General features: G+C 46.3%; 8 protein-coding genes. All 8 read left to right on the plus strand.

All coding sequences use genetic code 11. The features are described from left to right. The first annotated feature begins 263 nt into the window (after nt 1–263). The 8 genes from xdhA to VM640_RS14100 all read left to right on the plus strand — a co-directional run bounded on the left by xdhA (nt 264) and on the right by VM640_RS14100 (nt 12,578). Nucleotides 264–2,558, plus strand: a complete 2,295-nt coding sequence (gene xdhA, locus VM640_RS14065) for a xanthine dehydrogenase molybdenum-binding subunit XdhA (RefSeq protein ID WP_325393278.1) — start codon at nt 264–266, stop codon at nt 2,556–2,558. 19 nt (nt 2,559–2,577) lie between these two features. Further along, a complete protein-coding gene (gene xdhB / locus VM640_RS14070) occupies nt 2,578–3,459 on the plus strand; it encodes a xanthine dehydrogenase FAD-binding subunit XdhB (RefSeq protein WP_325393280.1) in 882 nt (293 codons plus the stop codon). After that, nucleotides 3,443–3,946: a xanthine dehydrogenase subunit XdhC gene (gene xdhC / locus VM640_RS14075; RefSeq protein ID WP_325393282.1), complete on the plus strand. Its 504-nt coding sequence runs from the start codon at nt 3,443–3,445 to the stop codon at nt 3,944–3,946. The genes xdhB and xdhC overlap by 17 nt, the downstream gene beginning before the upstream one ends. Nucleotides 3,947–4,011: 65 nt before the next feature. Continuing rightward, complete coding sequence (ygfK, locus tag VM640_RS14080) at nt 4,012–7,038, plus strand: putative selenate reductase subunit YgfK (RefSeq protein ID WP_325393284.1); 3,027 nt, start codon at nt 4,012–4,014, stop codon at nt 7,036–7,038. Between the two features lie 263 nt (nt 7,039–7,301). Continuing rightward, a complete protein-coding gene (locus VM640_RS14085; protein ID WP_325393286.1) occupies nt 7,302–7,703 on the plus strand; it encodes a MerR family transcriptional regulator in 402 nt (133 codons plus the stop codon). 29 nt (nt 7,704–7,732) lie between these two features. Continuing rightward, a complete protein-coding gene (locus VM640_RS14090; protein ID WP_325393287.1) occupies nt 7,733–8,974 on the plus strand; it encodes an acyl-CoA dehydrogenase family protein in 1,242 nt (413 codons plus the stop codon). Between the two features lie 95 nt (nt 8,975–9,069). Next, nucleotides 9,070–10,566 (plus strand): class I adenylate-forming enzyme family protein, encoded by a 1,497-nt coding sequence (locus VM640_RS14095; protein WP_325393289.1) that lies wholly within the window; start codon nt 9,070–9,072, stop codon nt 10,564–10,566. Nucleotides 10,567–10,781: 215 nt separating this feature from the next. After that, the gene (locus VM640_RS14100; RefSeq protein ID WP_325393291.1) at nt 10,782–12,578 is read left to right on the plus strand and encodes a sigma-54 interaction domain-containing protein; all 1,797 of its coding nucleotides are present in this window, start codon (nt 10,782–10,784) and stop codon (nt 12,576–12,578) included. Nucleotides 12,579–12,812: the final 234 nt, after the last annotated feature.

The raw sequence follows: 12,812 nt of genomic DNA on the forward strand, positions 1-12,812 counted from the left end.
TCTTGTCTTAAATTGAGATGATATTCTCAATTTAAAAAGGTTACTATAATTGCCTAAAAGAAGCGAGAAGAGATAGCTAATTTATCAAATTGATAAATTAGCTATCTCTTCTCTTTCTTTCTGGATCACCGTAAAAGATCGTATAAGGCGAATCTGGCGTATTAAGCGAAAAAGTTCTTTGCTGGAAGAAGGTTGGCATAGAAATTGCTAGTATAGAGGTTAGAAGATTTTGCCCTAAAAAGCTCTACGACGGAGGGGAGAAAATGGCTTATTCAGTTCTGGGAAAAAGTGTTCCACGAGTTGATGCTGTGGCGAAGGTCACGGGTAAGGCGAAATATACAGATGATTTAGCCGGGAACAACATGCTCATTGGCAAAGTGCTCAGAAGTCCTTATGCTCATGCCCTGATTAAAAATATCGATGTGAGCAAAGCTAAAGCCTTACCCGGAGTTGAAGCAGTCCTATCCTATCAGAATATACCCCACATTCCCTTTGCTACGGCTGGACATCCCTACAGTCTTGACCCGAACCATCAAGACAAAGCGGATCGCTTAATGCTCACCGATAAGGCGCGTTTTGTCGGCGATGCTGTTGCTGCGGTTGTGGCCCAGGATGAACTCATCGCCGCTCAAGCGCTTCAATTGATTGACGTTGAGTATGAAGTGCTGGAACCGATATTTTCGCCCGAAGAAGCGATGCGCGAAGAAGCCCCTTTAATCCATGAAGACACACCGCACAACATTCTCTCGACCTTCGGATACCAGATTGGGGATGTAGAAGAAGCGTTCAGCACTTCCAATTTTGTGTTTGAAGGGGATTATGAAACAAGCATTGTCCAACATTGCCATCTGGAAAACCAAACATCTTTTGCTTATGTTGATGGAGAGGATCGCCTTGTGATCGTCACCTCGACCCAGATTCCCCATATTGTGCGACGGATTGTCGGGCAAGCTTTAGGCATTCCTTGGGGCCGAATTCGGGTGATTAAGCCCTATGTCGGTGGTGGATTTGGGAATAAGCAAGATGTAACGATTGAACCTTTGAATGCAGCTATGACGCTTGCTGTAGGTGGCCGACCTGTAAAAATCGAATATTCACGTGAAGAAGCTATGCTGGATACACGAACGCGCCATGCCTTTAAATATCATTTGAAGACGGGTATTTCCAAAGAGGGGAAAATTGAAGCCATTCATATATCGGCGATTTCTAACACCGGAGCGTATGCCTCACATGGACATTCGATTGCTTCGAGCGGAGGCGGAAAATTTCGTTTCCTCTATACGCCTAAGTCGATCAAATACGAGCCGGTTACAGTATATACAAACTTACCTGTGGCTGGAGCGATGCGCGGGTATGGAACGCCTCAGATCTTCTTCGCTTTTGAGAGCCATTTGGATGATATTGCTCGGAAATTGCAGATTGACCCGCTGGAAATTCGTCAGAAAAACTTCGTGAACATCGGCTGGACCGATCCGATCAGCAAAAACCGGGTCTTAAGCTGCGGGATTCGAGAGTGCCTGACAAAAGGCCAAGAGCTCATTCACTGGGATGAGAAAAGAGTGCGGTACCAGAATCAAACTGGAGATAAACGTCGGGGCTTGGGGTTAGCTTGCTTTAGTTATCAATCTGGAACCTACCCGGTTAATGTTGAACTGGCCGGTGCTCGTCTTATTCTCAATCAAGATGGCTCTGTTCAACTCCAGATTGGAGCGACAGAAATTGGGCAAGGCAGTGATACCGTTTTTGCGCAAATGGTTGCTGAAGTTCTCTCAATTCCGGTCCGTGAGGTTCATGTGCTGACGACCCAAGATACTGATATCTCTCCCTTTGACCCAGGATCCTTTGCCTCACGCCAGACGTATGTCACCGGTATGGCGGTGCAAAAAGCGGCGGAGGAAGTCAAAGCTAAATTGCTGGACTTTGTCTGGGGGATGACCGATATCCCAGTACAAGCGCTTGAATTAATCGACCAAAATGTGGTCTACAAAGATTCCGGCGAAGTTGTGCTGCCTTTGCGAGAGGTTGCGCTGCAAACCTATTATGATCCTAACTTTGCCAAGCCGATTACGAGTGATACTTCAAATAATGCCCGGGTCAATGCCATGTCCTATGGGGTGACCTTTGCCGAGGTTGAAGTCGATATTAAAACGGGACAAATCAACGTTCTGGAAATCTATAATGTTCATGATTCAGGGAAGATCATCAATCCTTTGCTTGCCGAAGGACAAGTAGAGGGCGGGGTGAGCATGGGCATAGGGTACGCCCTTTCGGAACAACTTCTTTTTGATCAAAAGACGGGAAAAATTTTAAATAATAATCTCCTCGATTATAAACTCCCGACGATTCTGGATACACCAAAGATCGGGGTCGGTTTTGTGGAAACTGAGGATCCAACCGGACCTTTTGGGGCAAAATCCCTCGGTGAACCCCCAGTGATTACTCCGGCACCAGCCATTCGTAATGCCGTGCTCGCGGCAACCGGAGTTGCCTTTAACCGCTTACCCTTAAATCCGCAACGGGTATTCGAGAAATTTCGGGAATGCGGATTGCTTTCATAATGAAAGGCGGTGACGTGGATTGTATAATATCGGTGGTTATAACGAAGCGAAAACTCTTGCTGAGGCAGTTACGATGCTGGCTGAAAGTCCCCAACGGAAACTGATCGCTGGTGGTACGGATATTTTGGTCAAGATGCAGCATCAGCCTGTTGTCGAACAGGAGCTCCTCAGTATTCGCAAGCTTACGGAGCTCAAAAAGATCGAAAAGCGCGAGGACGGAACCCTCGTTCTCGGAGCTCTCGTCACGTTTACGCAAATTGCCAACGAGCCGATTCTCCAGGAAAGTGTCCCTGCTCTTGTTGACGCCGCTATCTCCATGGGTGGACCACAGATTCGCAATATGGCCACGCTTGGCGGTAATGTTTGCAATGGAGCGACTTCAGCAGATAGCGCCTCAACTCTGTTTGTGCTCAATGCCCGACTTCACTTGCAAAGTGCCGAGGGAAAGCGGGTGATTCCCATTCGAGAATTTTATCTAGGTCCCGGCAAAGTCGATCTGAAGAAGGGCGAAATCCTGACTGAAATTCACATTGCTCCAGAAGATTATCGAGGGTTTAGCGGTTATTACCTCAAATTCGCCATGCGGAAAGCGATGGATATCGCAACCTTGGGAGTCTCGGTAGCTTGTAAAGTGAAAGACGGGAGGTTCGATGAAGTGCGCATCGGACTCGGTGTGGCTGGGCCGACCCCTTTACGCTGTACGGAAGCAGAAGCCTATGCCCAAGGAAAGATGATGACGGCTGAAGTCTTTGCGGAGATAGCTCGGCGTGCGCTTACGTCAACCCATGCACGCACTTCTTGGCGTGCTTCGAAGGAGTATCGTGAACATTTGGTGGAGGAACTGACGCAACGGGCGCTCAAAGTTGCCCTTCATAGAGCAGGGGGTGTTTACCACGTATAAAAGAATTTCCTTCAAACTCAATGGTCAAGAGGTCATTTGGGAGGTTGATGTCCGTAAATCCCTGCTTGAAGTGTTAAGGGAGAAGGGACTCACCGGTGTCAAAAAAGGATGCGGGGTTGGGGAATGTGGCGCTTGTACGGTGCTCATCGATGAGACTCCGACTGATTCTTGCCTTTATTTGGCCGTATGGGCGGAGGGCAAAACAATCCGCACCATTGAAGGTATTGCTAAAAATGGTGAGCTGACTGCGGTGCAGCAAGCTTTTGTAGAGGAGGGCGCGATTCAATGCGGCTTTTGTACGCCAGGTTTGGTGCTTACGACGACGGCTCTGGCCGAGAGCGGCAAAGATTACACCCCTGATGAATTAAAACGAGAGCTTTCTGGGCATATTTGCCGTTGTACGGGCTATCAGAAAATCTTCTCGGCTGCTGAACGATCATTAGGGCAAGAACATCACTGCGCCTGTGGACATCACCACGAGGAGTAAGCTAAAATCAGAAATAGGAAGCGTGAACGCTTCGGTTTCTCAACTAAAGAGGAGAGCGGATAAAAATGAGTGATAAAATGCGACCCATTCCTTTTAGCCAACTCGTGACTTGGGCAATTGATGAACGAAAGACTCATAACACGATCTTTGGGATCTCTCAACCGAAAATCTACAAGCCTAAGTCTAATCGCCAGATCAAATTATTCGGTGAAGCGCTCGAAACTCCGATTGGACCGGCTGCTGGCCCGCATACCCAACTGGCTCAGAATATTGTTGCTTCTTATCTAAGCGGGAGTCGCTTTTTTGAACTGAAAACCGTGCAGATCCTGGATGCTCTTGAATTTCCGAAACCCTGTATCCGTGCCGAAGATGAGTGCTATAACACGGAATGGTCGACTGAACTGACGATTGAAAACGCTTTTGCGGAGTACGTTAAAGCTTGGTTTTTAGTGCACCTTCTGCAAAAAGAACTATTTGATCAGAATGAGCGTCGCTTTATGTTTAATATGAGCGTGGGGTATAACCTCGAAGGAATTAAATCTCCAAAAGTCGATCATTACATTGAGGGGATGAAAGACGCCTCTAATACTGATGTTTTCAAGGAATGTAAATCCTATCTGCTTGCCCATCTCGATCAATTTAAACATGTTGATCGTGAATTTATTGAAGAAATTTCCGCTCAGATTTGTACGTCGATCACGCTTTCAACGATGCATGGCTGTCCCCCTGCTGAGATTGAAGCGATTTCGAAATATCTGATCGCTGAGAAAAAGCTTAATACGTTTGTTAAAATGAATCCGACTCTCTTAGGCTATCGTTATGTCAGGGACACCTTCGATCAAATGGGGTACTCCTATATCGATTTAAAAGAAGAGTCGTTTAGTCATGATCTCCAATATGCGGATGGGGTAGCCATGCTCACTCGGTTAAAAAGCTATGCCAAGGAGTATAACCGGGAATTTGGGGTTAAACTTTCCAACACCTTACCTGTTCGGATCAGTCGAGGAGAACTGCCTGGTGAGGAAATGTATATGTCGGGACGGTCTCTTTATCCCTTAACGATCAACTTGGCCCTCAGACTGGCTTCTGAATTTGACGGTGACTTAAAAATTTCCTACTCCGGCGGGGCAGATGCGTTTAATGTTGAACGGATTTTCGACACAGGGATTCGTCCCATTACCGTCGCCACGACTCTTTTGAAATCGGGTGGCTATACACGGTTTAAACAAATGGCTGAGCAGCTAGAACCTCAACTCGATGGTCAGGAATCTTCCTCGATCGACCTGGTTAAGTTAAAGGCCTTAGCCGATAGTGCCTTTGCTGATGAATATCACTTGAAAGAAAAAAGACCGGTGGCCAGCCGCAAAATCAGGAAGCAACTTCCGTTGACAGATTGTTTTATCGATCCCTGTTCAGTGGGTTGCCCGATTGGTCAGGACATCCCTGAATATATTCGGTTAGTTGGTGAAGGGCGTTACCAGGATGCTTTTGAAGTTATCGTCGCGAGAAATCCACTGCCCTTTATCACCGGGACGATCTGTAATCATAACTGTATGACCAAATGTACCCGTCTCGATTATGAGGAGCCGATTCAAATTCGGGAGATGAAGCTGATCGCAGCGAATAAAGGGTATGACTCCTATGTACAAGAAAGAGTAAAAGCTCAGCCTGTGAAAACAAAAGCTAAGGTGGCTGTGATTGGGGCCGGACCTTCGGGTCTTGCCGCTGGCTATTTCCTGGCTCAGGCAGGGCTTGAGGTCACGATCATGGATCGGCGGGAACGCGCCGGAGGAACGGTCGAATACGTCATCCCGGACTTCAGAATTTCACGAGAAGCGATTGCTAAGGATGTTAAGCTGATTGAAAAAATGGGAGTCAAATTTGAATTTGGAGTCAACCCTCATTTCTCGCTTCAGGGCTTACAAGCGCAAGGGTACACGTATATTTATCTGGCCCTTGGTGCTGCCAAGACAAATTTGTTTCAACTGGAAGGCGATAAAGATAAAGTGATCGGCGCAATTCCCTTTTTGGAACAGTTTAATACGTCACAAAAGCCTCTCAAACCGGGCAAGAGCGTTGCAGTCATCGGCGGTGGTAATACTGCTATGGATGCAGCCCGAGCGGCTCTACGGGTGAACGGAGTAGAACAGGTTTATATTCTCTATCGGCGAACGAAGGCGGAAATGCCTGCTGATCGCGAAGAACTCGATTTAGCGTTGGAGGAGGGCGTGGTTTTTAAAGAATGCTTAGCCCCCTTGAGTTTGAGTGGTGGTAAATTGATCAGCCAGAAGATGGAGCTCGGCCAACCGGATGAATCGGGACGCCGGCGCCCGGTAGCCATAGCTGGAGCGAAAGAAGAATTAGCAGTCGACACGGTGATCACGGCAATTGGTGAACTTGTTGATTATGAGGTCCTCCGTAAAAACGGCATTAAGGTTGATGAGAAAGGTCATATTGCTTGTGATCCCGAGACGCTGGAGACAAATGTCAAGAACGTTTATTTGGGCGGCGATGCGCTCTATGGTCCGGCAACGGTCGTGATGGGGATCGCTCAGGGTACGCAGGCTGCCCGCGCGATTGTCGCTCAGGAAGGACTTTCTTGGAAGGAAAATGGGTCAGCAACGATACCCTTTGATTCCGAAAAACGCTTACTGCAGATCTCGGAAAAGAAAGGTGTCTTGAAGGAAGCTTCGGCAGATCTGGGAGAAGCTGAGCGTTGTCTCGAATGTAATACCGTTTGCAATATTTGTACGGAGGTTTGTCCGAACCGAGCCAATATTGCTCTAGCCACGAATCAGATTCTGCATGTCGACGGGATGTGTAATGAATGTGGAAACTGCGCTATCTTCTGCCCGTACGCAGGAGCACCCTATCAAGATAAATTTACCCTATTCTGGAGTGAGGAAGATTTTGAGAATAGCCAAAATCCAGGATTCGTTTGCATTGAACCGGGAGCTAATCCCAAGTTTAAGGTTCGGCTGGATGGCAAGGTCGAGATAATCCGATCTGAGCAGGAGGGGAAGAGCTCCCTGCCAGAAGAAGCTTTGGAGATAATTCAGACGGTAGTTAAAGAGTATTCCTATCTCTTTTAGTCGCCCATATCGTTAACAACCGAGGCGATGTTGAAAAATGCGATGATTGGGAAAGTTGAACCCGCTTAGGCGGGTTTTTTTGTTATACTAACAGAAAGTATAAGTTTTGGGCAGATAGCATAAGTGCAACTAAGGCTTCCGCCTACGCCAGAGGCTTGGCGCAAGCCAAGTTTTCTTTATCCTAATACCCTATTTACTTTAACGTAAACTGACGTTATAATATTCATAAAATTCATATAAATACTTTAAAGGTGGTATTTGAGATGCCAAAGCTAACTGGTCCGGTATTTACGATTTCTGAACTAGCGGATGAACTAAGCATTACACCCCGGACAATTCGGTACTATGAGGAGGTGGGATTGGTAGAACCGCAGCATCATGAGGATATTGGACAACGTCTCTATGGTCTACGGGAGCGAGCCCGAATAAAACTAATCTTAAGGGGAAAGCGTTTTGGATTTTCACTCGCGGAGATTAAGGAAATGATTGACTTATACGACGCGGACGCTACCGAAAAAGAACAATTGAAGCGAACTGTGGAGTATGGTGAAAGGCGGCTGCGGGAAATCGATGAGATGATGACGGAATTGCAAATCATGCGAGATGAAATCGCGGAGTATCATCGCAAGTTTTCGGAAAGACTTAATCAACTTACTGAAAGATGAGCTGTTCTGTTTTAACGAGGAGGAAGAAAATGTTTGAGTTTATGCTTAATGAGGAACAGAAGGAACTAGCCAAGGAAGTTGCGGACTTTGTATGCACGCAGGTTCCAAAACAATTGATCTTGGATATGGATGCTGAGAAAGTTATTTACCCGAAGGAATATATTAACTCCCTGGCTAAGGCTAATTTATTGGGACTTCGTTTCCCCAAAACCTTAGGAGGAAGGGGTTTGGGTTGGGCAGATGAAGTGATTGCTTTAGAAGAGATTGGTACCCTAGGTACAAGTCTGGGCTGTCTTTTCTCCCTGCCTTCTATTGTTGGTGAAGCGATAAACAAGTTCGGTAGTGAAGATTTGAAAAAAAGATTTTTGCAACCCACGTTGGAAGGCAAAATCTGTACAGCCGAAGCTTTGACCGAGCCAAGAGGGGGATCTGATTTTTTCGGGGCCACTACCGTGGCAGTCCGCAAAGGCGACTATTATATCCTGAATGGTCAAAAACGCTTCGTAGTGGGGGCAGAGGGCGCGGACTATTTTATGGTCTATGCCAAAACATGTGAGGATGCATCTCCACACAAAAGTATTAGTGCCCTTTTAGTAGAGAGGGGCCCCGGAGTAGAAGTAGGGCATGTCTATGGGCTGATGGGAACTCGGGGTGGAGGTGCAGGCCGGGTAGTTTTCCGCGACGTAAAAGTTCCTGTTGAAAACTTACTTGGGGTTGAACATGGGGCTTCCGCAATTTTTTATCAAATGATGATTCCCGAAAGGATGACTAGTGCAGCCGGGGCTCTAGGAACAGCCAGAGCGGCACTGGAAATCGCTGCTCGTTATAGTACCAAACGCAAAGCTTTCGGGCAGAAGATCAAAGATTTCCAGGGTGTTAACTTTAAAGTTGCGGATAGTATCACCCAGCTTGATGCGGCCAGAGCTCTGGTTTATATCGCGGCCAGGGCAGTTGATGCCGGAGTTGAGCCAGGACGAGCCCGTCGTTTAGTTTCTGAAGCCAAGAAGTGTGCTACCGAAACAGCATGGGAAGTGGTTAATGCAGCGATGCAGATTATGGGTGGGATCGGCTATACCAATATATATCCAATCGAACGGATGCTGCGGGATACTCGTTTGATCATGATTTGGACCGGGACCAATGAGATCATGAACATGATTATCCAACATGAGTACTATAAACAATTGTCTGCTGAAAGCCCAGTAAAACAGCGTGATTGGGAGGAGGACGCTATAAATGCTCATCTTGATGAAGAGAAGATTTATGAGTAGCATTAACCACGGCGTCAATTCAGGCAAGAATGAATAGCGTAGACTGTTCTAATCCTTAGCGTGTGGAGGAAATTTTATGAGAGCGAGGGAGATTTATGGATAATCTCTGGAGTATTCTGGAGCGAAACACACGGAATTTTCCTAAGTCAATAGCAGTACGTTATCCTGCAAAAAAACAAACGTTAACTTGGTTAGAATTACGAAATGGTGCTTTGGACTTAGCGGCCACCCTCAACGCCAAAGGTGTAGGCAAAGGAGATCGCGTTGCCATTCTATTTCACAATTGTCCTGAATTTATTTATGCTTTTTTTGCGATAGCTTATATGGGAGCAGTTGTGGTACCCGTGAACATAAAGCTGACTGTACCAGAAATTAACTATATTTTGCAAAATAGTGAAGCTACAGCCCTGCTTTTTACGGAAGAAAAAAGGGAGACTGCGGAAGCTGTAATTAAGCAGACAGGGGTTAAGATTCTTTTATCCGGATCAGAGTTTTCAAGTCGAGACACAGGCAGGATTAGCTATGTTGAATCCGGTTATGCCGATAGCCTGGATTTGGCAGAAATTCTGTATACATCCGGCACCACGGGGCAGCCTAAAGGGGTAATGCTATCCCATTATGCCATCATTTCAACAGGCCAAATGATGGCTTATGAATCTCAGATCTACCATCAAGATAATGTTTTATTGCTCATGCCCTTAACCCATTCTGCACCCCTTAATCTTTTTCTGGTCGGTGCTTGCTGGGCTGGAGCCCAGGTTACACTCGGAGAGTTTTCTCCCCAAACGCTTGCGCAGATGGTTGTCGAAGAACGTACAACTCATTTTTTTGGAGCCCCAGTCGCGTATCAATTTTTGCTACGAATACCCAATATTGAGAATTGCGATCTCAGTAGTATGAAATATTGGATTTATGGTGGAGCGCCGACGGGTGAGGAACCGATTTTGGCTTGGCAAAAAGTATTGCCTGGAAGATTTATGTCGGTTTACGGCCTGACGGAAGCCGGACCTAATGGATTGGCCCTGCGTAATGATGAACACGCCGATAAAGCGGGTAGTATTGGGGGAAGGGGGTCCATAAATGCAGAAGTAAAAGTTCTCCGGCAGGACGGAACTAATGCTGATGTCGGAGAGGCTGGCGAAATCTCCTTAAAGACACCGAGTATGATGCTTGGGTATTATAAAAAACCAGAGGAAACGAAAGGGGTATTACGTGATGGGTGGCTTTTGACGGGCGACTTAGCGATTAGGGATGAAGATGGTTATCTGTGGATTTTAGACCGGAAGAAAGACATGATAATCTCCGGTGGGGTCAATGTATATCCTAAAGAAGTTGAAGACTTACTTATGACCCATCCCCGAATTACCGATGCTGCTGTAATTGGGGTGCCACATCCCGATTGGGGTGAAAGTGTATGTGCAGTGCTAACGCTCAATGAAGGAGAAGATTTGACGTTGGCTAATATCCGTGAATTTTGTCAGGGCAGACTTGCCGACTACAAGATCCCCAAATTGATGAGGGTATTGTCCATTTTGCCGAGAAATTCTTCAGGTAAATTGCTAAAATACCATCTTAGGAAAGATCTTTCTTAGTGCTGCTTGGACTAGGTGTTCTTAGGTGAGTAATACGCAGCTAATAAATTAGATTGATGAACCTCCGCTATTGCGGGGGTTTACTGTTATCTGCGATTCTAAATGATACAGAGTGGAAAAATAAAGGATAATGCTTAATGTTAACGAATATCTCGGTAATTATATCCGTTTCACCGGGTTAGACTTGGAGCTGAGGGCTCAAAGGAGCAGTAAAAATGGTCGAACTTATAGCCGTTCAAGGCTATGCCCAACAAATAGCCGAGGCCATTGCCACCGTGGTTAATATTGACATTGAGATTGCCGATCAGAGCTTGGTCCGGGTAGCCGGAACAGGTAAGTATCGCCAAGGTGTCGGCAAGTCTATGGATAGGCAAGGCTATGTCTATCGTGAAGTATTGTGTACGGGGCATCAGTTCGTGATTGAAAATCCTGGCTATCATCCCCTTTGTGCACCTTGTGTTGATCGAGAAAATTGTCCGGAAAAATATGAGATTGTTTCTCCTATCAACATTGAAGGCCAGACGGTCGGGGTGATTGGCCTCATCGGTTTTACCCAGGAGCAAGCTGATCGCATTCAGAAAAACCAAGCGTCTTATTTGAATTTTATCATTAAAATGGCGGAAACGATTGCGCTTAAGCTGAAGGAGCAAGAATTCCTAAATGGTCTACTCTCTTCTAATCATTACCTGAATTCCCTTGTTGATTGTTTGGAGGAGGGGTTAATTACCGTTAATCCTGAGGGACAGATTCAACATATTAATCAGGCAGCCCAACTCCTATTTGCAGGTACAAAAGTCGAACCCCAAGCGACCCTCGATTCGCTTTTTCCAGCGCCTATCGTCCAAGAAATCATGGCTGCCGGTCAGAAGGGTGAGAAACTGACTGATCATGAGGTGCGCCTTGAAAATAAACAGATGCGGGTACACCTGATTTTACGAGCTGTTCCGATTGCCCTCGATGACGGGGTAACGACAATCGCCATTACGCTTCGTCCCTTTGAAGAAATAAGCCGGATTGTTAATCGGCTCTCGACCCAGGAGGCGAGCTATACGGTCGAAGATATTTTGGGTAAGAGCCAAGCGATGACGCAGCTTCGAGAACGGGCGAGGACTGTGGCAATGAGTAAATCAACAGTTCTTATTCGTGGGGAGAGTGGTACCGGGAAAGAGATGTTGGCTCGCGCGATTCATAATTTAAGCCCGCGTCGGTCTGAACCTTTTGTGGCGATCAATTGTACAGCTATTCCAGAAGCGTTGTTAGAAAGTGAACTCTTCGGTTATGAGGAGGGAGCCTTTACCGGTGCGCGGAAGGAAGGTAAAATTGGTAAATTTGAGTTAGCTAATAAGGGAACTCTCTTCCTGGATGAGATTGGGGATATGCCTCTTTTCCTTCAGGCTAAAATTCTCCGTGTTCTCCAGGAACGACAAATCGAACGGGTTGGCGGAATTCAAACAACGCCTGTAGACGTGCGGGTAATTGCGGCAACTCACCGGGATTTGGAGCAGATGATGGCCCAAGGAGAATTTCGGGAGGATCTCTATTACCGGATTAACGTGATCCCGATGTTCATTGAGGCCCTTCGTAATCGGAAAGAGGATCTCGAAATATTGACCAACCATTTTATTGAGGTCTATAATGCTCAACTCGGAAAAGCGGTTAAAAGGGTGACCAAGGGATTTCAACGAAGACTACAGGACTATGCGTGGCCAGGAAATGTACGAGAACTTCAAAATGTGCTTGAATATGCGATGAATCTAGCCGATCAAGCGATTCTAGACGAACAGGATTTGCCGGCTCGTCTACGACAGGCGGAGCAGGGACAACAGGAGGAATCCTTCGATCTTGAAACAATTGAACGGGAAACGATCCGCCGTTGTCTCCAGCAATTTGGAACGAGTGTTACGGGTAAAGAAAAAGCGGCTGCGGCACTAGGAATTGGCCTAGCGACACTTTATCGGAAACTTGCGCGCTATGGCCTTGGTAAAGAAAACATGTCTCATAATGAAAAATGATTATCAAAATGAGAGGGATAAAAACTCCTGCAGGGATTGTGTTCGAGGCATTCCTTACAGGAGTTTTTCATTAAATCAAGGGAGATGGACAACGAATATTTATCGATATGATAAAGAAATGGAATAGATAATGTTTAAAATGTACTTGTTATCACGAAGTTGTTCGTGAAAGATGTGGCATGAAAATTGCATTATATATTCTGAGAACTATTCTTAGGACCCTAGGCTTTGAGT

The organism is Desulfitobacterium sp., assembly GCF_035539115.1.
Taxonomy (GTDB): domain Bacteria; phylum Bacillota; class Desulfitobacteriia; order Desulfitobacteriales; family Desulfitobacteriaceae; genus Desulfitobacterium_A.